Origin of the sequence: Paenarthrobacter aromaticivorans (assembly GCF_019038615.1) — a bacterium.
In the GTDB taxonomy this organism is placed as follows: domain Bacteria; phylum Actinomycetota; class Actinomycetes; order Actinomycetales; family Micrococcaceae; genus Arthrobacter; species Arthrobacter aromaticivorans.
In genome coordinates this window covers 1-23888 of the sequence record NZ_JAHOPC010000007.1, presented here as the reverse complement: position 1 = coordinate 23888, position 23888 = coordinate 1, and the positions used below count along the sequence as shown (strand labels likewise).

18 protein-coding genes are annotated in these 23888 nt (G+C 62.9%); 15 read left to right on the top strand and 3 right to left on the bottom strand.

Annotation, left to right across the window (positions count from 1 at the left end; all coding sequences use genetic code 11):
* The first annotated feature begins 70 nt into the window (after window positions 1-70).
* From KSW38_RS12390 to pheT, 3 genes are all read left to right on the top strand, one after another.
* Complete coding sequence (locus KSW38_RS12390) at window positions 71-1003, top strand: LppM family (lipo)protein (protein ID WP_216925230.1); 933 nt, start codon at window positions 71-73, stop codon at window positions 1001-1003.
* A 152-nt stretch (window positions 1004-1155) separates the two neighbouring features.
* Window positions 1156-2217, top strand: a complete 1062-nt coding sequence (pheS, locus tag KSW38_RS12385; RefSeq protein ID WP_216925229.1) for a phenylalanine--tRNA ligase subunit alpha — start codon at window positions 1156-1158, stop codon at window positions 2215-2217.
* Window positions 2218-2219: 2 nt separating this feature from the next.
* The gene (gene pheT / locus KSW38_RS12380) at window positions 2220-4763 is read left to right on the top strand and encodes a phenylalanine--tRNA ligase subunit beta (RefSeq protein ID WP_216925228.1); all 2544 of its coding nucleotides are present in this window, start codon (window positions 2220-2222) and stop codon (window positions 4761-4763) included.
* Between the two features lie 113 nt (window positions 4764-4876).
* Here the strand turns inward: pheT and KSW38_RS12375 are convergent, their stop codons facing one another.
* Together KSW38_RS12375 and KSW38_RS12370 are read right to left on the bottom strand one after the other, a co-directional pair.
* On the bottom strand, window positions 4877-5842 hold the full coding sequence (locus KSW38_RS12375; protein ID WP_216925227.1) for a quinone oxidoreductase family protein: 966 nt from the start codon (window positions 5840-5842) through the stop codon (window positions 4877-4879).
* Window positions 5843-5927: 85 nt separating this feature from the next.
* Window positions 5928-7016 (bottom strand): fatty acid desaturase family protein, encoded by a 1089-nt coding sequence (locus tag KSW38_RS12370; protein WP_216925226.1) that lies wholly within the window; start codon window positions 7014-7016, stop codon window positions 5928-5930.
* Window positions 7017-7194: 178 nt separating this feature from the next.
* Here KSW38_RS12370 and argC point away from each other — a divergent pair, with 178 nt between their 5' ends.
* The 9 genes from argC to KSW38_RS12325 all read left to right on the top strand — a co-directional run bounded on the left by argC (window position 7195) and on the right by KSW38_RS12325 (window position 16655).
* Entirely contained in the window at window positions 7195-8226 is a 1032-nt protein-coding gene (gene argC / locus KSW38_RS12365) for an N-acetyl-gamma-glutamyl-phosphate reductase (RefSeq protein WP_216925225.1), read from the top strand.
* Complete coding sequence (gene argJ, locus KSW38_RS12360; RefSeq protein WP_216925224.1) at window positions 8223-9389, top strand: bifunctional glutamate N-acetyltransferase/amino-acid acetyltransferase ArgJ; 1167 nt, start codon at window positions 8223-8225, stop codon at window positions 9387-9389. Before argC ends, argJ begins: the two co-directional genes overlap by 4 nt.
* Before the next feature lie 10 nt (window positions 9390-9399).
* Entirely contained in the window at window positions 9400-10344 is a 945-nt protein-coding gene (argB, locus tag KSW38_RS12355) for an acetylglutamate kinase (RefSeq protein WP_216925223.1), read from the top strand.
* On the top strand, window positions 10341-11606 hold the full coding sequence (locus KSW38_RS12350; protein ID WP_216925222.1) for an acetylornithine transaminase: 1266 nt from the start codon (window positions 10341-10343) through the stop codon (window positions 11604-11606). The genes argB and KSW38_RS12350 overlap by 4 nt, the downstream gene beginning before the upstream one ends.
* Window positions 11603-12610, top strand: a complete 1008-nt coding sequence (gene argF / locus KSW38_RS12345) for an ornithine carbamoyltransferase (RefSeq protein ID WP_216925221.1) — start codon at window positions 11603-11605, stop codon at window positions 12608-12610. The genes KSW38_RS12350 and argF overlap by 4 nt, the downstream gene beginning before the upstream one ends.
* Window positions 12610-13146, top strand: a complete 537-nt coding sequence (locus KSW38_RS12340; protein ID WP_216925220.1) for an arginine repressor — start codon at window positions 12610-12612, stop codon at window positions 13144-13146. The genes argF and KSW38_RS12340 overlap by 1 nt, the downstream gene beginning before the upstream one ends.
* Window positions 13147-13220: 74 nt before the next feature.
* Window positions 13221-14426, top strand: coding sequence for an argininosuccinate synthase (locus KSW38_RS12335; RefSeq protein ID WP_211711897.1), 1206 nt, complete (start codon window positions 13221-13223; stop codon window positions 14424-14426).
* Entirely contained in the window at window positions 14426-15841 is a 1416-nt protein-coding gene (argH, locus tag KSW38_RS12330) for an argininosuccinate lyase (protein WP_216925219.1), read from the top strand. Before KSW38_RS12335 ends, argH begins: the two co-directional genes overlap by 1 nt.
* A gap of 76 nt (window positions 15842-15917) precedes the next feature.
* The gene (locus KSW38_RS12325; RefSeq protein WP_216925218.1) at window positions 15918-16655 is read left to right on the top strand and encodes a maleylpyruvate isomerase family mycothiol-dependent enzyme; all 738 of its coding nucleotides are present in this window, start codon (window positions 15918-15920) and stop codon (window positions 16653-16655) included.
* A gap of 548 nt (window positions 16656-17203) precedes the next feature.
* On the opposite strand, the gene KSW38_RS12320 is transcribed toward KSW38_RS12325, so the two are convergent.
* Window positions 17204-18679 carry an AlkA N-terminal domain-containing protein gene (locus KSW38_RS12320; RefSeq protein WP_216925217.1) on the bottom strand — a complete coding sequence of 492 codons (1476 nt, stop codon included), beginning with the start codon at window positions 18677-18679 and terminating at the stop codon, window positions 17204-17206.
* A gap of 94 nt (window positions 18680-18773) precedes the next feature.
* Between KSW38_RS12320 and KSW38_RS12315 the strand changes: the two genes are divergently transcribed.
* The 3 genes from KSW38_RS12315 (at window position 18774) to tyrS (ending at window position 23132) form a co-directional block, all read left to right on the top strand.
* Window positions 18774-19421: a DNA-3-methyladenine glycosylase gene (locus KSW38_RS12315; protein WP_216925420.1), complete on the top strand. Its 648-nt coding sequence runs from the start codon at window positions 18774-18776 to the stop codon at window positions 19419-19421.
* A 134-nt stretch (window positions 19422-19555) separates the two neighbouring features.
* The gene (locus tag KSW38_RS12310; protein ID WP_216925216.1) at window positions 19556-21784 is read left to right on the top strand and encodes a HelD family protein; all 2229 of its coding nucleotides are present in this window, start codon (window positions 19556-19558) and stop codon (window positions 21782-21784) included.
* Between the two features lie 37 nt (window positions 21785-21821).
* Window positions 21822-23132, top strand: a complete 1311-nt coding sequence (tyrS, locus tag KSW38_RS12305) for a tyrosine--tRNA ligase (protein WP_216925215.1) — start codon at window positions 21822-21824, stop codon at window positions 23130-23132.
* The last annotated feature ends 756 nt before the right edge of the window (window positions 23133-23888 follow it).

Below are 23888 nucleotides of genomic sequence, written 5' to 3'. Positions count from 1 at the left end.
ATCGGCGGGGATACGCTGTTCACGCACCGGGCGCGCCTGGTGCCTACGCACTCTAGGGGGAAGAGGGAAAATGAACGTCAAACGCGCCATCGGCGTCGTCGGTGTGATGATCGCAGTCATGGTGGCTCTGACCGGTTGCTTCAAGCTCAACATGGCGGTGAAGGTCAACAACGAAAAGAGCCTCGATTACGAGGTTGTCTACGCCATCCAAAAATCGGTCCTTGGCGAGAAGCCCTTCGACGAATTCATGCAAGCCAATGGCAACGGCAGTGAAGACATGGACATCCCCGAGGGCTCCACAGTCGTGGACTACGAGGACGATAAGTACAAAGGGAAGCGGATCAGCGCGGTTAATCTGGATCCGGCCAAGCTTGCCGAAGCATCGAGTTCGGAATCGCCGTTCGAGCTGAAGAAGGATGGGGACTTCTACGTCATCACCATGGGCGGAGTCACTGGCTCGGGCGGCAGCGATCCCTCCGCAGCCAGAATGGCCAAATCCATCTTCGACGAAGCAACCGTCAAATTCACGTTCCCGGGCAAGGTTGTTGAGGCAAAGGGGGCTGTGGTGGACGGTAATACGGCCACCTTCGACATGCTCGCCATCAACGAAACCACCGTCCAGGCAAAGGCTGAGGCCAGTCCCGGCGTTCCAATGTGGATCATCTGGGTGCTCGTAGCCGTACTGGTGATCGCCGCAGCCTTGGTGCTCCTGTTCGTGTTGCTGCGCAGGAGGTCAGGCCAGCAGGCACTGGCGCCCGCAGGCGCGACTCCATACAACCAGCCTGGTTATGGACCTCAGCAGCCCGGCTACGCGCCTCAGCAGCCTGGCCAGCAAGGTTTCCAGCCGCCCCAGCAAAATTGGGCAGGGCAGGGTTACACGCCAGGGGCGCAGCCCGTTCAGCCACAAGCGCCGCAGCCTCCGCAGTGGCAGGCGGAAGAACCAAAGCCCGACGACGGCCAGGTGCCTCCTCCACCTGCCGCACCACCGACGTCGGGTACTTAGGGTGCTGACGGGAGTAAGCCGACGGGGTTAAGTTCCGCCTGTGAGCTTCAACTAGACTGAAGGGTAGTGTCTGCCGTCCGCGGTGAGCACTGCCCTTTCGTTTTGCAGGCCAGCCATGCCGGCCGCTCCCGACTCGTAGCTAAGAACAGTAGATGACTGACACTTTGCCAGGCGCTGCCATCCCGAATCCGCTGGATGAAGCCGCCATCAACGCCGCCGTTGAGGATGCGATCGCCGCGATTGCGGCTGCCTCCTCCCTCGAAGAACTCAAGGCTGTCCGCCTCGCCCACACCGGAGAGAGGTCGCCCCTGAGCCTGGCCAACCGTGTAATCGGTGGCCTCGCCAAGGAGCACAAGGCTGCCGCCGGAAAGCTCATGGGGTCCTCGCGCGGCCGGGTCAACCAAGCGCTCGCAGCGCGGACCGAAGTCCTGGAAGCCGAGAACGACGCCCGGATCCTGGTGGAGGAAACCGTTGATGTCACGGCTGCTCCGCGTCGACGCCGGGCCGGCGCTCGTCATCCTCTGTCCACACTGCAGGACCGTGTTTCGGACATCTTCGTCGGCATGGGCTGGGAGATTGCCGAAGGTCCCGAGGTCGAGTCCGAGTGGTTCAACTTTGACGCCCTGAACTTCAAACCTGACCACCCGGCACGTGAAATGCAGGATACGTTCTTCGTGGAGCCTCCCGAGGCGCATCTGCTGATGCGCACCCACACCTCACCTGTGCAGGTGCGTTCCATGCTGGAGCGCGAAGTGCCCATCTACGTGCTGTGCCCGGGCAAGGTGTTCCGCACGGATGAACTCGATGCAACGCACACGCCTGTCTTCCACCAGTTCGAAGGCCTGGCGATCGACAAGAACCTGAGCATGGCCGACCTCCGTGGAACGCTGGAGCACTTCGCCCGCCAGATGTTTGGCGACGAAGCCTCCATTCGCCTGCGCCCGAACTACTTCCCGTTCACCGAGCCGTCTGCTGAGCTGGACATCTGGCACCCCGGTGCCAAGGGTGGTCCCCGCTGGATTGAATGGGGTGGCTGCGGCATGGTCAACCCCAACGTCCTCCGGGCTGCCGGCATCGATCCGGACGTGTATTCAGGTTTTGCCTTCGGCATGGGCATCGAGCGCACGCTCATGTTCCGTAACGAGGTCGGCGATATGCGCGACATGATCGAGGGCGATGTACGTTTCAGCGAGCACTTCGGGATGGAGATCTAACAGTGCGTATCCCACTTTCCTGGTTGCGTGAATTTGCGCAGGTTCCGGCCGATGCTACGGCCGAAGATGTCATGGCGGACCTGGTCAAGGTCGGTTTTGAAGAAGAAGAAGTCCACCGTCCCACGGATGAACTCACGGGTCCCATTGTGGTGGGCCAGGTGCTGAGCCTGGTCAAGGAACCGCAATCCAATGGCAAGACCATCAACTGGTGCCAGGTCCGTGTTGTCCCTGAAGGGCAGGAACAGACCCTGACTGGCGAGGGAATCGATCCTTCCGGCGTGCAGGGCATCATTTGTGGCGCCCACAACTTCGTGGAAGGCGACAAAGTTGTTGTCACGCTTCCCGGAGCTGTGCTGCCCGGCGACTTCCGGATTTCGGCACGGAAGACCTACGGTCACCTGTCTGCGGGCATGATCGCTTCCGTCCGCGAGCTGGGTATCGGCGATGACCACGATGGAATCCTGGTCCTCTCACGGATCGGGCTGGATCCGGAAATCGGCACGGACGCGATGAAACTCCTTGGTCTCTATGACCAGGCTGCAGAAATCAACGTCACGCCGGACCGCGGCTACGCCTTCTCCATTCGCGGTGTGGCACGCGAGTACGCACACGCCACCGGGACATCCTTCGTTGACCCGGCCTCCAAGGTCAACGCTCCGGCCAGCCTCCAAGGCGGGTACGGCGTCAAGCTCAACGACGACGCCCCCATCTACGGCAAGCCGGGCTGTGACCGCTTCGTGGCACGGACGGTGCGTGGCGTGGATGCTTCCCGTCCCACCCCGCCGTGGATGTCCGCACGTCTTCGCCTGGCCGGCGTCCGTTCCATCTCCCTGCCGGTTGATATCTCCAACTACGTCATGCTTGAACTCGGCCAGCCGAACCACTGCTACGACCTCGACAAACTTGCCGGCGACATCGTGGTTCGCCGCGCCGTTGCGGGGGAGAAGATCACCACGCTGGACGACAAAGAGCGCACGCTCGACGTCGAAGACCTGCTGATCACCGATGACTCCGGAGCCATCGGCATCGCCGGGGTCATGGGCGGTGCCCACACAGAGGTTTCAGATTCCACCACCAACATCCTGGTGGAAGCTGCGCACTTCGATGAAGTATCGATCGCCCGTTCGCGTCGTCGGCACAAGCTCCCGTCCGAGGCTTCCAAGCGTTTCGAGCGCGGCGTTGACTGGCACGTCGCCAATATCGCCGCCCAGCGCGTCGTGGACCTCTTGGTTGAACTCGCTGGTGGCACCGCCGACGAGACCGGCACCGACGTCGGAACCGCGCCTGACGCCGTCACCATCGAACTGCCGGCAGAGTTCGCTGCCGCCCGGATTGGGATCGACTTCACGGAAGAGCAAATCACCACGTCCCTAGTGGATCTTGGCGCTGCCGTGGAAAAGACTGCCACTGGTTATCTGGTAACAGCTCCAAGCTGGCGCAACGACCTCGAAACCAAGGAAGACCTCTCCGAGGAAATTGCCCGCCTGGTTGGTTATGACAACATTCCGGCCACCTTGCCTGTGGCACCTCCCGGCCGTGGCCTGAGCCGCAGCCAACAGCAGAAGCGCCGCGTTGTGCAGGCACTGGCAGACGCCGGACTCACGGAAGTCCTGTCCTATCCGTTCGTCTCGAAGGCCGCCAATGACACCTTCGGTGTGCCTGAAGAGAGCGAAGAACGTCCGGCGTTGAAGCTGGCGAACCCCATCAGCGAGGAACACGGTTACCTCCGTACGTCCATCCTGCCGGGACTGATCGAGGTTGCCCGCCGCAACCACTCCCGCGGCTTCCGTGACCTGGCACTCTACGAGGCCGGTTCGGTCTTCCTCCCCGGCGAGAGGCTCGGCACCGAATCCATCCCACCGCTGGGCGTCAAGCCTTCGGATGAGGTACTGGATGCACTGTACGACGGCGTCCCGCATCAGCCGCTGCACATCGCCGCTGTCTTGACTGGCCATGATTCGCCGGCGGCGGCAACGCACACGCCTCGTGCCTGGGACTGGGCCGATGCTTTGGACGTAGCCCGGCTCATCGCCGACGTTCTCGGCGTTGAACTTGCAGTCAGCCAGGGAAGCCACCAGGCATATCACCCGGGACGTGCAGCCCAGCTCGCGCTGCGATCCGGCGACGTTGTGGGCTACGCCGGTGAGCTGCACCCGAAGCTCCTCGCAGCCCACGACATGCCTGCCCGCTCTGTGGCCCTCGAGGTCAACGTAGAGGCTCTTTTCGAAGCTGCTGCCGACGTCATTGTGGCCAAGCACATCTCCGGATTCCCAGTGGCCACCCAAGATGTGGCCTTGGTGGTTCCGCAGGACGTACCGGCTGACCAAGTGCTTGCCGCGCTGCGTGAAGGTGCAGGCGAACTCCTTGAAGACGTCGCATTGTTCGATGTCTACGTTGGACCGGGCATTGAGGAAGGCAAGAAATCCTTGGCCTTCGGCCTTCGCTTCCGTGCTGCTGACCGCACCCTCACTGCGGACGAGGCTTCTGAAGCCCGGGCCGGTGCAGTAGCAGTTGCTGCGGAGCGCTTTGGAGCAGTCCAGCGGTAACGCCTTCTTATACGACGAAATCCCCGGAACCTCCTGGTTCCGGGGATTTTTTCACTTGCCTGCCCAAGTAGCTGGATGCGGTCTCGGCGTTGACCGGTCCCTGAGCGGGGCGATTAGGGAAGCAGGAGGAGCTTTCCTGTGGTGAGGCGTCCTTCAAGGTCCCGGTGCGCTTGGGCCGCTTCGGCCAAGGGGTAGGTAGCGCCGACGCGAACCGCCAGCGTACCGTTCGCTGCGGCCTCGAAGATCTCAGCTGAACGCCAACGCCGCTCGTGGACGTTCTGGACGAAATGGCCCATCGTGGGGCGGGTCAATGACAGGGACCCGCCGGAATTCAGGCGTTGGGGATCGAACGGGGGGACCGGCCCTGACGCGGCGCCGAAGAGCACCATGGCACCCCTGATCCGCAGGCTTCGCAGGGAGTCGTCAAACGTATCCTTGCCCACGCCGTCGTACACCACGTTCACCCCCTCGCCGTCGGTAAGCTCGCGGACCTTGTCCGCGAAGCCTTCATAGCGAAGGACTTCGTCCGCGCCGGCGAGCTTGGAGAGGTCGGCCTTTTCATCCGAAGAAACTGTGGTGATAACCCTGGCACCGCGGGCCTTCAGGAGCTGGGTCAGAAGCAGTCCCACGCCGCCGGCTCCTGCGTGCAGGAGCACCGTATGGCCGGGTTCCACGCGGAAGGAAGAGTTCATGAGGTAGTGCGCGGTGATTCCTTGCAGCGGCAGGGCAGCCGCCGTATGGTCGTCGACTCCGGCCGGAACAGGGAGCGCCTTTGAAGCATCCACGACGGCGTATTCAGCGTAGGTTTTCGAAGCCTCCGCCGTGGCAATCCTGTCACCTACCGAGAAGTCCTCTACGCCCTCACCGATCGCTTCGATCGTTCCGGCGGCTTCCGCGCCGGGGGTGAAGGGGTAGTCAACCTTGTAGGTGCCGCGGCGCTGGTACGTCTCTATGAAATTGACCCCGGCAGCTGCGACCTTGATCAGCAGCTGCCCGGGACCAGGTGTGGGAGGCTCCACGGAGGCGTATTCGAGGACTTCAGGTCCTCCGGGCTGCTGGGCAACGATGGCGTGCGTCATGGTGGCTCCTTACTCCGGGACGGTCCTTCCGGTGCCCGGTTCCAGAACCCATCCTATGAAGGATGCCGCCCTTGGTTGTGGAGGCCTAGAAGCGTCCGTGCGTCGAAGCCACAGGGCAGTCGAAGCCGCGGCCAGCTGCCAGGCCTACGTCGTTGAGGTAGCTGACTACTATCCCGTAGGACTGAATCAGCGTGGTTTCCGTGTAGGGGATGGAGTGCTTCGTGCAGAACTCGCGGACGATTCCTGCTGCCTTGTGAAGGTGCGGCCGGGCCATGTCAGGGAACAAGTGGTGTTCAACCTGGCGGTTCAGTCCGCCCAGCAGGAAGTCCATGAAGCGTCCGCCCGAGATATTGCGGGAGGTAAGGATCTGGCGGTTGAGGAAGTCGACGCGGCTGTCCTTGGGAAGGACGGGCATGCCTTTGTGGTTGGGAGCAAACGAAGCACCCATGTAGAAGCCGTACACCATGATCTGCACGCCGAGGAACGCAAAGGCCATACCGATGGGCAGGAAGGTGAATGCGAGGACCGGAAGAGCGGTGAGACGGGCCACCAGGATAGGCGTCTCCACCCAGCGGTGGCGGACCTTCTGCTTGCCGAAGACAAAGCGAAGTGAGTCGAATTGCAGGCTCAGGCCAAGGAGCGTGAGGAGCGGGAAGAAGAACCAGCCCTGCTTCTTGGTCAGGAAGGCCAGGCGTCCCTTGCGTTCGGCGGCTGCATCTTCATAGAAGACCAGCGCGTTGTTCCGGATGTCTGGGTCCTTGGAAATGACGTTGGGATGGTTGTGGTGGGCACCGTGCTTTTGCTCCCACCAGGAGTAGCTGATGCCTGCGACTCCTGTTGCCAGGAGGCGGGCTGACCAATCGTTCGCACGACGGGAAGCGAAGATCTGCTTGTGTCCGGCCTCGTGGGCCAGGAAGCTCAACTGTGTACAGAAGATACCCACGGCGGCTGCGATCAGGAGCTGGAACCAGGAATCACCCAAGAGGGCGAAGCCTGTCCAGGTGGCGGCCATGAGGATCATGAGGGCTACGAAGAGCCAGATGTAGAACCCGCTGCGCCGTTCGAGAAGACCGGCAGCCTTCACGCTCTTAAGGAGCTCCGAATAGCTTTGAACAACGGGGTTTGGCTGAATTGCGCGTGTCTTGGGGCGCTCAGCGGTGGACGTGGGTGCCATATATGTGCCCCGTATCGCTAACGGGCAACGCTGCAGCCGACGTTCGGACTGCACGGTCTGGATCACCCTCCACTAAGCATACGCTGTCGGCACTAACCTATGTGACGCCTTGCACTTGCCAGAAGACGGCATGCATAAATATCGGCAACCATGAATAGTTTTGCTGTACAGTGGAGCTATGACTATTTCTGTTGCCGTCTCCGGTGCCAGCGGCTACGCCGGGGGAGAAGTGCTGCGCCTGCTTGCAGGCCATCCGAACGTCACTATCGGTGCTATCACTGCGCACAGCAACGCCGGTTCCAGACTAGGGGAGTTGCAGCCGCATCTCCACGGTTTGGCCAGCCGGATTCTGGAAGACACCACTGTGGAGAACCTGTCCGGGCATGACGTCGTCTTCCTGGCACTCCCGCACGGCGCTTCTGCGGAGATCGCTGCCCAACTGCCGGAAGGCACGGTTGTCGTCGACGCCGGGGCGGACCACCGCCTGCAGGATGCGGCTACGTGGGAAAAGTTTTACGGCTCCGCCCATGCCGGCACCTGGCCGTATGGGCTCCCTGAATTGCCGGGACAGCGCGACGCCCTCAAGGGTGCCAAGCGCATCGCCGTTCCCGGGTGCTACCCGACGTCGGCCCTGCTCGCCTTGACTCCCGGGTTCGCCAATAATCTCCTCCTGACGGACGACGTCGTGATTGTCTCTGCGTCCGGTACTTCCGGTGCTGGCAAGGCCGCAAAGGTTAACCTGATCGGCTCCGAAGTCATGGGTTCCATGAGTCCTTACGGTGTTGGCGGAGGCCATCGGCACACGCCGGAAATCGAGCAGGGATTATCCAACGCTGCAGGGGAGCCGGTGACCGTCTCCTTTACTCCCACCTTGGCGCCTATGAGCCGTGGCATCCTCACCACGGCCACTGCAAAAGTTGGTCACGGCGTTACCTACGCGGAGCTGCGCCAAGCCTGGGCGGACTCCTACGACGACGAACCGTTCGTCCACCTCCTGCCGGAAGGCCACTGGCCCACTACCAAGTCGGTGCAGGGTTCCAACCATGCCGTCATGCAGGTGGCTTTTGACCAGCACGCGGGCCGTGTGATCGTGACGTGCGCCATCGACAACCTCACCAAGGGAACTGCCGGCGGAGCCGTGCAGTCCATGAATATTGCCCTCGGCCTGGACGAAACCGCCGGCCTGAACCTGCAGGGAGTTGCACCGTGACCATTACCGCACCCAAGGGATTCCGGGCTTCCGGCATCAAAGCGGGCATCAAGGCATCCGGCAACCCGGACCTGGCCCTTGTTGTGAACGACGGTCCGCAAAAGTCCGCTGCTGCTGTCTTCACCTCAAACCGTGTAGCCGCTGCTCCCGTTCACTGGTCACGCCAGGTGGTCAGCGACGGACGCGTGGACGCCGTGATCCTTAACTCCGGTGGAGCCAACGCCTGCACTGGTCCGCAGGGATTCCAGAACACGCACGCCACGGCCGAGAAAGTGGCGGAAGTACTGGGAGTCTCAGCTTCCGACGTCGTGGTTTGCTCCACTGGCCTCATCGGTGAGCAACTGCCCATGGACAAGATCCTTCCGGGCGTTGAAGCCGCATTCGGCGAGCTTTCGGCAGACGGCGGTTCGGCTGCTGCAACAGCCATCATGACTACGGACAGCGTCTCCAAGGAAGCTGTCTTCGCGGGAACTGATGCTGAGGGCAAGCAATTCACCGTTGGCGGCATCGCCAAGGGTGCCGGCATGCTGGCCCCCGGCCTGGCAACGATGCTGGTTGTCCTCACTACTGACGCCCAGGTACCGTCGGACGAGCTCGACGTCGTCCTCCGCGATGCCACGCGGGTCACCTTTGACCGCGCGGACTCTGACGGCTGCATGTCCACCAACGACACCGTGGTGTTGCTGGCATCCGGCGCCTCGGAGGCTTTGCCCTCAGCGGAGCAGCTGAGCGAGGCCATCACGAAGGTCTGCGCGGAGTTGGCACGTAAGCTCATTGGCGACGCCGAAGGTGCCAGCCACGATATCGCTATCCGTACCTTCAACGCAGCCAGCGAACGCGACGCCGAGATCGTTAGCCGCGCCGTTGCACGTTCCAACCTCTTCAAAGCCGCCATTTTCGGCAAGGACCCCAACTGGGGGCGGGTGCTGTCCGCAGTGGGCACCACGGATGCCGTGTTCGAGCCGGACCAGCTCAACGTGTCCATGAACGGCGTGCAGATCTGCCGCAACGGCAGCATCGGCGAGGACCGTAACCTGGTTGACCTGGAACCGCGTGAAGTGCACGTCGACATCGACCTTCAGGCCGGCGACGCCGAGGCAACCATCTGGACCAATGACCTCACGCACGACTACGTGCATGAGAACAGTGCATACTCGAGCTGAGCGGATGACTATGACTGCGCACACCCGGGAAACCACATCCATGTCTGACGCCCAGGACAAAGCGGGAACTCTCATCGAGGCCCTGCCCTGGATCCAGCGCTTCGACGGAACCACCATGGTCATCAAATACGGCGGCAATGCCATGGTCAACGATGATCTCCGCCGTGCCTTCGCCGAGGACATCGTGTTCCTCCACCACGTGGGCATCCACCCTGTGGTGGTCCACGGCGGCGGCCCCCAGATCAACTCCATGCTGGGCAGGCTTGGCATCGAGTCCGAGTTCAAGGGTGGACTGCGCGTCACCACTCCGGAAGCCATGGACGTGGTGCGCATGGTCCTCACCGGTCAGGTGGGACGCGAACTGGTGGGCTTGATCAATTCCCATGGTCCGTACGCTGTTGGTATGTCCGGCGAGGATGGCGGCCTGTTGCGCGCAGTCCGCACTGGCACGGTGGTGGACGGCGAGGAAGTCGACCTCGGCCTGGTGGGCGAAGTTGTAGGCGTGGACCCCGCCGGGATCAAGGACATCCTCGACGCCGGCCGCATCCCGGTGATCTCGACGGTCGCCCCGGAAATCCTCGACGACGGCAACGGTTCCGGTCCCACTACCGGCCAGGTCCTGAACGTCAACGCGGACACAGCGGCCGCAGCTGTTGCTTCGGCGCTGGGCGCTACGAAACTCGTCATCCTGACCGACGTCGAGGGCCTCTATGCGAACTGGCCGGACAAATCGTCATTGATCTCATCGCTGACGGCGACCGAACTCCGCGAAATGCTGCCCCGGCTCGAGTCGGGCATGATCCCCAAGATGGCTGCGTGCCTGAAGGCGATCGACGAAGGCGTGGAACGCGCGCACATCGTGGATGGCCGGCTGCCGCACTCAATGCTGCTGGAAACCTTTACGACCGCGGGCATCGGCACGCAGGTTGTTCCTGACGAGGAAGTGACCGCATGACCGCTAACGAAGCAGAACTGGTGGAAACCCCGGCAGACGCCATCACCGGCCACAGCTCAGGCGCCGACTGGCTGGCCCGCTACAACTCGTCGTTGATGGGTGTCTTCGGCACCCCACAGCGGGTCCTGGTCCGCGGCGCGGGGTGCCTCGTGTGGGACGCCGACGGCAAGGAATACCTGGATCTCCTCGGTGGCATCGCCGTGAACGCGCTGGGCCACGCCCACCCCTTCGTCACCTCAGTGATCTCCAGCCAGCTCGCCACGCTGGGACACGTCTCCAACTTCTTCACGAGCCCCACGCAGATCGCGTTGGCCGAAAAGCTCCTGGCCATCACCAATGCTCCCGCGGGTTCCAAGGTTTTCTTTGCCAACTCCGGCACGGAAGCCAACGAGGCCGCGTTCAAGCTGGCCCGCCGGAACAGCGACGCCAAACGCACCAAGATCATCGCCCTTGAAGGCGCTTTCCATGGCCGCACCATGGGCGCCCTCGCGCTCACGGCCAAGGAAGCCTACCGGGCACCGTTCGAGCCCCTGCCCGGCGGCGTGGTCCATATCCCGTTCGGTGACATTGAAGCGCTGCGCTCCGCCGTCGACGAATCCACAGCAGCCGTCTTCCTGGAACCAATCCAAGGTGAAGCGGGCGTCCGGCCGCTGAGCGCCGAATACCTGCAGGCAGCCCGCGAAGCCACCACGGCGGCTGGCGCCCTGTTGATTTTGGACGAGGTCCAGACCGGCATCGGCCGCACCGGCAAGTGGCTGGCCAGCGAGGACGCCGGAATCGTTCCGGACGCCATTACCCTCGCCAAAGGCCTGGGTGGCGGCTTCCCGATCGGAGCCCTCCTCACGTTTGGAAGTACGACGTCGGCCCTGCTCACCGCCGGGCAGCACGGAACCACTTTCGGCGGAAACCCGGTGGCAACCGCAGCGGCGCTCGCGACGCTGCACGCCATCGAAAGCCAGGGCGTGCTGCAGAACGTGCAGTCTGTGGGGGAGTACCTGCGTGCCGGAATCTCCGCCGTCGAAGCTGTTGCCGAAGTCCGCGGAGAGGGCTTGCTGATAGGCATCGACCTGACAGCCGACATTGCCCCGGCAATGGTCACGGCCGCTTTGGACGCCGGGTTCATCATCAACAGCCCCGGCCCGCGGACCATCCGTCTGGCACCACCACTCATCCTGACCACCGAACAGGCTGACCGGTTCCTTGCCGCCCTCCCTTCCTTGATCGCAACGGCTACCGCCACCACCGCTAAGGACGCACAGTGACAACTTCCACCAGCACCCGGCACTTCCTGAAGGACACCGACCTGAGCCCTGCTGAGCAGGCTGAGGTCCTTGAACTGGCTGTCCGCATGAAGGCGGCGCCGTACAGCGTCCAACCCTTTGCCGCCGAAGGCAACGGCCGCAAGACCGTGGCTGTCATCTTCGACAAGACCTCCACCCGCACCCGTGTTTCCTTCGCCACCGGCATTGCCGACATGGGCGGCAACGCGCTCATCATCAATCCCGGTGAAGCGCAGATCGGCCACAAGGAATCCGTGGAGGACACTGCCAAGGTATTGGAGCGCATGGTCTCCACCATCGTGTGGCGTACCGGGGCCCACTCCGGTCTGGTGGCCATGGCCGAAAACTCCAAAGTGCCCGTCATCAACGCCCTGTGCGACGATTACCACCCCTGCCAGCTCCTGGCCGACCTCCTGACGGTCAAGGAACACAAGGGCGAGCTGGCCGGATTGACCATGGCCTACCTCGGTGACGCCGCCAACAACATGGCCAACTCCTACCTGCTTGCCGGCGTGACCGCAGGGATGCACGTCCGCATTTCCGGCCCCGAAGGCTACCTGCCGGCAGCCGACATCGTCGCCGCTGCAGAAGAGCGCGCCGCTGAGACCCGCGGCTCGGTGCTGATCACCAGCGACGCGGCCGAGGCCCTCAAGGGCGCCGACGTCGTGGCCACGGATACCTGGGTGTCCATGGGCCAGGAAGCCGAGAAGGAAGCCCGGATGCAGTTGTTCCGCGACTACTCCGTGGACGAGGCCGCCATGGCACAGGCCGCGCCCGACGCCGTGGTGCTTCACTGCCTCCCGGCTTACCGCGGTTATGAGATTTCGGCCGGCGTCATTGATGGCCCGCAGTCGATCGTCTGGGACGAGGCGGAGAACCGCCTCCACGCCCAGAAGGCCCTCATGGCCTGGCTGATGCACCGCTCCGGCCTGGCATTCGTTGACGGTCTTTCTCCAGTTGAGGGCACTGGGGAGAGCACGTTCTAGTGTCCACGAATCCGTCGGTTCCGGGCGCAAGCCCGGCCACCAAGACTGCCCGTCAGGCGCGTATCACCGCGATCCTGACGGGTGAGTCCGTGCGTTCCCAGGCAGAGCTTGCAGCTCTGCTGGCGGACGACGGCGTTCAGGTCACCCAAGCCACGCTGTCCCGCGACCTTGTGGAACTTGGCGCGGTAAGGGTTCGGGGCAAGGAAGGCGCCCTGGTCTACGCCGTTCCGGGGGAGGGCGGTGACCGCAATGCCAAGAGCGGCGTCACTCAGGAAATTCTGGACGCACGGCTTTCCCGGCTATGCGGAGAACTGCTCGTTACCGCGGAGGCATCGGGCAATATTGTGGTCCTGCGAACCCCTCCTGGGGCCGCGAACTTCCTGGCACTGGCCATCGACCACTCCGTCATGCCGTCGGTATTGGGTACGATCGCAGGCGACGACACTCTGCTGTTGGTTGCCAGGGATCCCGACGGCGGGGCGGAACTCGCGGCTCGTTTCCTGCAACTGGCCGAGGAAGCCGGACCCGGAAACTAACCGCCGTGGACGCGGCCCATGACTTTTACAGCATTGATTTCAAATGAACCAAGCAACAACAAAGGAGCACTCTCGTGACTGAGCGCATTGTTCTGGCCTACTCCGGTGGCCTTGATACGTCCGTAGCCATCGGCTGGATCGGTGAAGCCACCGGCGCCGAGGTCATCGCTGTGGCCGTCGACGTCGGACAGGGCGGCGAGTCCCTGGAGACCATCCGCCAGCGCGCCCTGGGTTGCGGCGCCGTCGAGGCTTACGTGGCCGACGCCCGCGATGAGTTCGCCAACGAATACGCCATGCCCACGCTGAAGGCCAACGCCCTCTACCAGGGCCACTACCCGCTGGTTTCGGCTATCTCGCGTCCGGTGATCGTGAAGCACCTGGTGAAGGCTGCCCGCGAATTTGGTGCCACCACCGTCGCTCACGGCTGCACGGGCAAGGGCAATGACCAGGTTCGCTTTGAAGTTGGCATCCAGACCCTCGGTCCGGACCTGAAGTGCATCGCACCGGTCCGCGACCTCGCCCTGACCCGCGACAAGGCCATCGCCTTCGCCGAGGAAAAGGGTCTGCCGATCGAGACCACCAAGAAGAACCCGTACTCGATCGACCAGAACGTCTGGGGACGCGCCGTCGAGACCGGCTACCTCGAGGACATCTGGAACGCCCCCACCAAGGACATCTACGACTACACCGCCACCCCGGAATTCCCGCCGGCTCCGGATGAGGTCACCATTTCCTTCCAGGCTGGCGTGCCGGTAGCCATCGACGGCGTCAAGGTCACCCCGCTGCAGGCCATCCAGGAACTGAACCGCCGTGCAGGCGCACAAGGCGTTGGCCGCATCGACGTCGTCGAGGACCGTCTGGTGGGCATCAAGTCCCGCGAAATTTACGAAGCTCCGGGTGCCATGGCGCTGATCACTGCGCACAAGCACCTAGAGGACATCACCATTGAGCGCGAGCAGGCCCGCTTCAAGGCCACGGTTGGCCAGCGCTGGGCAGAACTGGTTTACGACGGACAGTGGTTCTCCCCGCTGAAGCGTTCCTTGGACGCCTTCATCGAGGACACCCAGAAGTACGTCTCCGGTGACATCCGCATGGTTCTCCACGGCGGCCAGGCAATCGTCAACGGTCGTCGCTCCGAGACCTCGCTCTACGACTTCGACCTCGCCACGTACGACACGGGCGACACCTTCGACCAGTCCATGGCGCGTGGCTTCATCGAGCTGTGGGGCATGTCCTCCAAGGTTGCCTCGGGCCGCGACCTCCGGGTTGCAGGCGAGTAATGACGTCGGCGACAAACGAAGGCGCATTGTGGGGCGGCCGGTTCGCCGGCGGCCCCGCCGATGCGCTGGCCGCACTGAGCAAGTCCACGCACTTTGACTGGCGGCTTGCCCGCTACGACATCGCTGGCTCCAAGGCTCACGCCCGCGTGCTGGCCAAGGCCGGACTGCTGGACGACGCCGAGCTTGAAGGCATGCTTGCCGCCCTCACCCAGCTGGACGAGGACGTGGCCAGCGGCGCCTACCTGCCAGCCGAGAGCGATGAAGACGTTCATGGTTCGCTGGAACGTGGCCTGATCGAGCGTGCCGGAACACAGTTGGGCGGCAAGCTCCGTGCCGGCCGTTCCCGCAACGATCAAGTGGCAACGCTCGGCCGCATGTTCCTGCGCGATCACGCACGGATCATTGCCAGTGGGGTCCTTGCCACCATTGATGCCCTTGTCGATCAGGCCCAGGCACACCCAGGTGTGGCCATGCCTGGCCGGACGCACCTGCAGCATGCCCAGCCGGTGTTGCTGAGCCATCACCTCCTTGCCCACGCGTGGGCATTGCTGCGCGATGTACAGCGCCTCCAGGACTGGGACAAGCGTGCGGGAGTTTCGCCGTACGGTTCGGGTGCCCTGGCGGGTTCGTCGTTGGGACTGGATCCCGAGGCCGTGGCAGCCGATTTGGGCTTCTTCTCGGCCGTCCACAACTCGATCGATGGCACTGCCTCCCGCGATGTCTTCGCCGAGTTCGCGTGGGTCTGCTCCATGATTGGCGTTGATCTTTCCCGGATCTCCGAGGAAGTCATTTTCTGGGCAACCAAGGAATTCTCCTTCGTGACGCTGCACGACTCGTACTCCACTGGGTCCTCGATCATGCCGCAGAAGAAGAACCCGGACGTTGCCGAGCTGGCCCGTGGCAAGGCTGGGCGTCTCATCGGCAACCTGACCGGACTGCTGGCAACGCTCAAGGGCCTGCCTCTCGCGTACAACCGCGATCTGCAGGAGGACAAGGAACCGGTCTTCGACGCCGCCGACACGTTGGAGCTGTTGCTTCCGGCCGTGTCCGGCATGATCGCCACCCTCAAGTTCAACACCGAGCGCATGGAGTCCCTGGCTCCCCAGGGCTTTGCGCTGGCTACTGACATCGCCGAATGGCTCGTCCGCCAGGGAGTCCCCTTCCGTGAAGCACACGAGCTGTCCGGCGCTGCGGTCAAGCAGGCCGAAAGCCGTGGCGTTGAACTGTGGGACCTGACAGATGAAGAGTATTCAGCGATCTCGGAGCACTTGACTCCCGAGGTCCGCAGCGTGCTCAGCACCGAAGGTTCGCTCAACAGCCGCAACTCGCAGGGCGGAACTGCACCGGCCGCCGTCGAACGCCAATTGGTGGCGCTCAAGGCAGAACTGGACGCAGCGCGCAGTTACGCCGGCTAAACGCACCATCAATCCTGTGGGATGGCACATCACGTGCTGTCCCACAGGGCTTTAAGGGGTGCGTTAGCATGGCGCTATGACTCAGATCACCACTGGGGCGCTGCCCGAAGAGCTTCACAAAGCCGCCGACATCGTTACCCGCATCCTGTCCAAACTGGACGAGCCCTCCGTGACCCAACCGTCGGAGCTCCCGGGTTGGACACGTGGCCACGTCCTTGCCCATATTGCCGGGATTTCGCGCGCCATGGCCCGCCAGCTCGAGTACGCTCGGCGCGGTGAGGCTGTGGAACTGTACGACGGCGGCATGGAGGGCCGTAACAAGGCCATCGAGCTGGCCGCCGGGCACAGCCTCGCGCAGCACACGGCAAGTGTTACCGCTGCGCTGGAGTCCGCACTCGCCGCGTTCGACGCCTTGGAACCGGACGACTGGGAAGCACGCGTCAGCTACCGGAACGGAACCGTCCTCGACGGCGGTCTGGCGCTGTGGCGCGAACTTACCATCCACGCTTCGGACGTGGGCTTGGGCTACGGTCCGGAAACCTGGAGCCGCCCCTTCTGCGAGCACCTGTTCACTTTCCTCGAGGCGCGCGTTCCGGAGAAGTACAAATTTGTCTTGCAGCCCACGGGACTGCCCCAGCAGGTCATTGGCACCGGCAGTACATCGATTGCCATCACGGGCATGCTTACGGATATTGCTGCATGGCTCGCCGGCCGCGAACCGAGCCTGGGAAGCCTGCGAGCTACCGCGGCTGCCGACGGCGTCGACTTGCCCGACCTACTCCCATGGCCCGCAGGACTTCCCGCAGCCCGCTAGGGCGATGCTCTCTCACTTCCTGCGGCGTTTTGCCGGTTCTTCTCTCACTTCCCGCCGCGTTTTGCCGGTTCTTCTCTCACTTCCCGACGTTTCAGGGAAAGAGTACGACGTCGGCTCGCGGCTGAATGCCGACGCGGGGTTATGGGAGAAGCCGGGTTATAGGAGAGGAAGGGAGCTACGAGTCGTTGTCCCTATGGAAATGTTCTCTCAGATCCTGAAGCGTTTTCGGCGACGCTCTCTCACTTCCAGCGGTGTTTTCCCGGTTCCTCTCTCACTTTCCGCGGTGGTTTTCCAGGTCATCACCTTCGAAGGCAGAATCACATGAACGCCAGCACCCGAATCCACCGTTAAACGGACACTCCCTTCCAGGTTCCTTTCTCACTTGCTGCCGCGTTGGGGGTGTGAGAGAGGAATCGCGAAAAGGTGTTGGGGTGTGAGAGAGGAACCGCGAAAAGGTGTTGGGGTGTGAGAGAGGAATCGAGAAAAGGCGCCGCGATGTGCGAGAGGAATCGCGGAAGGGCGCCGGGATGTGCGAGAGGAAACGGGAGCTACGAATCTTTGGGCTTTGCTGCCGCCCGCCACAAGTGCATGGTGGCGTATGACCGCCAAGGGCTCACTTCCCCGAAGTCAGGGCTGAGGTCAGCGCCAGGCGGGAGTACTCTCAACCCGTTGCGAACTGCCGCGTCATTAGCCAGGAAAACGTCCGGCGCTCCGAGCACCCGCATGGCGACGTACCCTACAGTCCATGGCCCAACTCCTGGCAGCGGCAGCAGCTTGCGCTCCAGCGCGGCAACGTCGTCGCCGTAGCCCAACTCAAGGGCCCCTGTGGCCATAGCTTCGGCCGCAGCTATGACGGACTCGATGCGCCGCCGAGGTCCCCGCAGCAGCTCGCGTCCGTGTTCGGCGATTTCAGCCGCCGTCGGAAACAGCCGTTCCAGCCCGGGCGAAGGCGCCCCCGCGAGGGAGCCAACGACGGACAACTGAGTCAGTGCCGTTCGAGCAGCAGCAACTGTTATTTGCTGACCAATCATTGCCCTGATGAGTAATTCCTGGGGGTCGACCGCACCCGGCACGCGAATTCCGGGAATCGTCTTAATGCGACCCGTGAGCCGAGGGTCCATGCCGAGGGCTTCGTCGATTGCCTGCGGGTCCGCGTCCAGGTCGAATAATCTCCGGACGCGGCTCAACAAGGCAGGAAGATCGTGCAGGTCCACGGCAGTGGCCGTCAATTGCAACGGCTTGCCCGGCGTCGAGGGGTTGTACACCACGAAGAAGGAGGCGGTGCTTCGGGGGAGGCGGAGCGTGCGCCCGTAGCTTCTGGTTCCGTCGGCTTCGGAACGTGCCACTTCAATTCCGGGAATCGCACGGACGGCCAGGAAGTCGAAGATGCCTGGATCAAATGGCTCCCGGTAAGGCAGATTAAGCGTCAGTGCAGTCGGCGCGGCAGCACCCCGACGAACTCCCGATTTCGCACCCGTGGCACGCAACGCCGTCGGCGTCATCGCGAACACCTCACCAATGGTGTCGTTGAATTGCCGCACGCTGTTGAAGCCGGAAGCGAAGGCGACGTCGGCGAGGAGCATGTCTGTGGAGACCAGCAGCGTCCTGGCAGTCTGGGCCCTGCTTGCCCGCGCCAGCGAGAGGGGACCGGCACCGAGTTCGTGGCTGAGGATCCTGTTGAGCTGGCGCGCCGAGTAGCCCAGGCGGTGCGCCAGGCCGTCAACCCCCTCGCGGGTGATAACGCCGTCGTTGATCAAACGCATTGCACGGCCGGCAACGTCAGATCGGATGTTCCAAGCCGGTGTTCCGGGGACGGCCTCGGGGAGACATCGCTTGCAAGCGCGGTACCCGGCTTCGTGGGCAGCGGCTGAGGTCTCGTAGAACGTGACGTTCTCGGCCTTAGGCGTCCGGGCGGGGCAGGACGGCCGGCAGTAGATACCAGTCGAACTGACGGCTGTGAAGAATTGTCCGTCGAAGCGGGTGTCGCGGGCATCAATTGCCCGGTAGCGCTGCCAGAAGTCCATTCCTTCATCCTGTCAGGAGTCCACGTCCGCTGCTAGCGGAAATCGGACATGGCCGTTCCACGATTTTTGCTAGGGTCTGGGCATGAGCTCGTCCATGGAGAAGGGAGTCAGCGATCCCGAAAAAGTGCGTAAGTTCCTCGAGGGCGACCCCCGTCTCATCGCCCCACTGATCCTCGGCGCGGTGCTCACGCACAAGTCCGAAGCCGGACCTGTCGCGGTGAGACTCACTGAAGTGGAGGCCTATATGGGCCCCCGCGATTCCGAACACCCCGATCCTGGATCGCACACTTTCGGAGGTCCCACTGCCCGTAACGCGCCCATGTTCGGACCGCCGGGGTTCCTGTACGTCTACTTCACTTACGGAATGCACTACTGCGCCAACATCGTCTGCGGTCCCGGAGGCTCGCCGTCGGCGTTGCTTCTGCGGGCCGGGGAGATTGTCGAAGGGGAGGGGCTCGCCACCCTACGTAGGCCTGCCTCCAAAGCCCACAAAGATTTGGCAAGTGGACCGGCGCGGCTCGCCTCGGCACTGGGACTTACGACGGCGGACACCGGCCGTGACGCGCTCGCCTCACCATTCAGCCTGTGGTTGCCCAGGACGCCGGCAGCGGCGGTGGCCAGCGGACCGAGGGTTGGAGTGGCCGGGCCCGGTGGAAGTACCGACTATCCCTGGCGTTTCTGGATCGAAGATGATCCGACGGTTTCACGGTACAAAGCGGCACGGCCCCGCAACCGGGCCTGAACAAGCAACGGGGCGTGAACGAAGCAACTGGGGCTGACTGGGACGCTGGTCCGCCATATGGCCCGCACCCCACATGTTTACCAAAATCGCTGTAGAATGGTAGGTCTGTCTTTTGCGATAGGGGTTACGGTTCGATGCACGACGCTGATTTGGTCCACGAGCAGGAATACGTTGCCGGGCTGTACGCCCGGCTCGATGAGCTGCGCGCAGAAAAGCGCGCCCAGCTGGCGCAGGTGCGCAAGGCCGGTGCAGTGGGAACCATGCAAAACGTTTCGGAACGTGACGCGTTCGCGGCACTGTACGAGGACCGCCTTGCCCAGCTCGACGCCGTCGATGACCGTCTGGTTTTCGGCCGCCTGGACCTGGACTCAGGTGAGGCTCAGTACATTGGCCGCATCGGGCTGTCTACGGCCGATCTCCAGCGGCTCATGGTTGACTGGCGCGCCCCCGAAGCCGGCCACTTCTACCAGGCCACCGCGTTCGACCGCCAAGGTGTGCGCCGCCGTCGGCACCTGATCTTGCAAGGCCGCGACGTGAAGGCGATCGAGGACGATGTCCTGGATGCCGGGATGCTCGCGGACAACGATTCCCTGCAAGGCGAGGGCGCACTCCTTGCGGCCCTGAATTCCAAGCGCACGGGCCGCATGTCGGACATCGTGGGAACCATCCAGTCCGAGCAGGACAGGATCATCAGGTCCTCGATCTCGGGCGCGCTCGTTGTGCAGGGAGGTCCGGGCACTGGTAAGACCGCAGTGGCACTGCACCGCGCGGCCTACCTCCTTTACACGCACCGTGATCGCCTCAAGAGTGCCGGCGTGCTGCTGGTGGGACCGTCGTCGTCCTTTATGCACTACATCGAGCGTGTGCTGCCCTCGCTCGGCGAGACCGGCGTCGTCATGGCCAGTCTTGGCCGACTCATGCCCGGAATTCACGCTGTTCCCGAGGAAGATCCTGACGTCGCTGCGCTCAAGGGCAAGCTCGACATGGCCACGGTGGTGGCCAACGCTGTAGCAAACCGGCAGCGTACCCCAGCAGAAGATCGCATTCTCGAAGTGGATTCCCGCAAGTTGACGCTGACCGTCCGCCAGGTCCGCCGCGCACGGGAAAAGGCCCGGGCCACCGGCAAACCCCACAACGAAGCCCGGCTGACGTTCGTCAAGATCCTCCTCCGTGAGCTCACGGAGCAGCTAACGGACCTCGTCGAGGAATCGAACATCGGCAATAACGCCGATCGCGCCTACCTCGCCGAAGACGTCCGGTCTGCCCGGGACGTCCGTATCGCATTGAACCTGTGCTGGATGCCGATGACACCGGAGAAGCTGATCTCCGAGCTCTTCAGCAAGCCCGCCATCCTCGAAGCCTGTACACCGCACCTCACGCCGGAACAGCGATCCCTCCTGCAACGGCCAGCAGATGCTCCCTGGACCGAGGCGGACGTGCCGCTCCTGGACGAAGCTGCCGAGCTGCTGGGTGAGCTGGATCCTGCCGCGGGCAGGGGATTGGCCCAGCAGGAAGCCGACCGCGCCCGCGATCTCGCCAACGCCAAGCAGACCCTGGCCAACATGGAAGCCATGGGCGTGGATGTCCTGGTGAGCGCCGAAGAACTGGCAGACCAGAACCAGGAACGTGAGAACCGGCTCACCGCAGCCGAGCGTGCCACGAGCGACCGTTCTTGGGCTTTCGGCCACATCGTGGTTGATGAGGCGCAGGAACTTTCGGCCATGCAGTGGCGGCTCCTCGTTCGGCGCTGCCCCCTGAAGTCCTTCACGATCGTGGGGGACATCGCCCAGACGAGTGCCGCGGCTGGTGCCAATTCGTGGCAAAGCGCGCTGGCGCCGTCGTTCGGTGACCGCTGGCAGCTTGAAGAACTCACCGTCAACTACCGCACGCCATCCCAGATTGCCGAGGCCGCTGTCCGGATGGCCAACCGCGCGGGCCTTGTGGTCTCCGCCCCCAAGGCGGTTCGCGAAGGCAAATGGTCACCCATCGTGGACCGAGTCGAAGCGGACGGCATCGTTGCGCGCCTGGTCGAGGTCCTGCCGGAGGAAGTCGAAGCGATCGACGGCGGCTTGCTCGCTGTGATTGCCGACGGGCCGCTGCTGCCCGAGGCGGCTGCGGCACTTCGTGGGATCTATGGCCGTCGTATCGGCACTGGAGCCGGAAGCTACGAGCAGGACATCGTGGTCATCAGTCCCAAGGAAGCGAAGGGCCTTGAATTTGATGGCGTCATCGTCCTGGAACCGGCAGCAATGCTCAACCATGAGCACGGCAAGGTGGGTGACCTCTACGTTGCTATGACCCGGCCCACCCAGCGGCTCAGGCTCATCGCCGCGGCGCCGCTCCCTGCCGGCATCGAACGCTAGGAAAAGCCAACTCAACAATCCTGCTAACTTAGATCTCGTGTCACACGTAAACAACATCGAGTCCCAGCACAACGATCCCGCCTTTGCCAACATCTGGCAGGAGCTCAAATGGCGCGGCCTTGTCCACGTTTCCACCGATGAAACGGAACTGGAAAAGCTGCTCGCCGGGGACCCGATCACGTATTACTGTGGCTTTGATCCCACCGCCCCGTCGCTTCACCTGGGCAACTTGGTGCAGCTCCTTCTCATGCGTCGCTTGCAGCTGGCCGGCCACAAGCCGCTCGGCCTGATTGGCGGATCCACGGGCCTGATCGGCGATCCACGTCCGACGGCGGAACGCACCTTGAACACGAAGGACACCGTTGCGGAGTGGGTCGGCTACCTTCAGGGCCAGGTACGCCGTTTCCTAAGCTTTGAGGGCGACAACGCGGCGCGCATGGTCAACAACCTGGACTGGACTGCCCCGCTGAGCGCCATCGACTTCCTGCGTGAAATCGGCAAGCACTTTCGGGTGGGCACCATGCTGCGCAAGGATGCTGTCGCGTCGCGGTTGAGCTCCGACGAGGGCATCAGCTACACCGAGTTCAGCTACCAGATCCTGCAGGGCATGGACTACCTCCAGCTGTTCCGCGACTACGGCTGCGCGCTGCAGACCGGCGGGTCGGACCAGTGGGGCAACCTCACCAGCGGCACCGAACTCATCCGCAAGGTGGAGGGCAAGAGCGTCCACGCTCTGGGTACGCCTCTCATCACCAACTCGGACGGCACTAAGTTCGGCAAGAGCGAGGGCAACGCCATTTGGCTGGACCCAGAAATGTGCAGTCCGTACGCGTTCTACCAGTTCTGGCTGAACACGGCCGATGCCGATGTTGTCGACCGGCTGAAGGTCTTCACGTTCCTGTCGCGGGCAGAAATTGAAGAGCTTGGCCAGTCTGTTGCCGAGCGCCCTTTTGCACGCGAAGGCCAGAAGAAGCTTGCGTTCGAGGTCACCTCACTGGTGCACGGCATCGACGCAACCGAAAAGGTCATCGCCGCTTCCGCAGCTCTATTCGGCAACGGCGACCTCACCGTTCTGGACGAGCGCACCCTGGAATCAGCGACGGCGGAACTTCCGTCAGCGAAAATCGGCGCCGATGGTCTCGGAATCGTTGACTTGCTGGTTGCCTCCGGTTTGTCCGACAGCAAGTCGGCAGCACGCCGCACCGTAGGGGAAGGCGGCGCCTACGTGAACAACACGAAGGTGTCCGATCCCGACGCCGTCATCGCCCAGGACGAGCTCCTTCATGGCCGGTACCTGCTCCTTCGACGCGGCAAGAAGAACCTGGCGACCATTGAGGTTTCAGCCTAATTTCCCGATCATCGGTCTACCTGAAAGGGCCGGCAACCGTTATGGTTGCCGGCCTTTTCTGCGTTTAAGCGGTGTTTTGCTGGGGAAAGTTGCTCGCTCACATCGTCGTTGTTCTCGAGCATCCTACTCTCACATCGTCGTTGTTTTCGAGCATCCTTCTCTCACATCGCGACGGGTTTTGGGGTTTGTTGTCTCAGGTTCTGTCGGGATGGAGGTTGGGGGGAGCAGGGTTCGACGGCGGTGGCTGGGTTTGGTGTTTGGTGGGCGGGGTGATGGGGTTTGGTTGGTGTGACGGGCTTCACGGAAAGTTGTTTTGGTGGTTTTGGGCTGGTTTTGGGTCTTGGGTGGGGGTGTTTGGCGTGTGTTTGCGGGGTTTTGGGTGGTGTGGGGGTGGATTTGTGTCGGGGCTGGTGGGCGTGTAATGTCTTCTGAGTCGCCGCGAGTGAGACAGCCTGGTGCTGAGAGCTGCGGGGGCCGACCCCCTTTGATAACAGCCTGGAATATGGTCCGCTTTTGAGCGTGCCTGTGATGGTGGGGCCGAGACTTGGATCGGAAATCGCGGAAACGCTGATTTGCAAAGATCTGGTTGATCGGGTAAGTTTGAAAAGTTGCTCCGGAGCGATTCTGAGGCCTTTTGGGTTTTGGTTGGTACTGCTCTGGAATAGTGACCTGTTGTTTGAGAACTCAATAGTGTGCCAAGTTTGTTGATGCCGATTGTTTTTTGATTGGTTGAAATTATGGCCGGGCCGTTGCGCA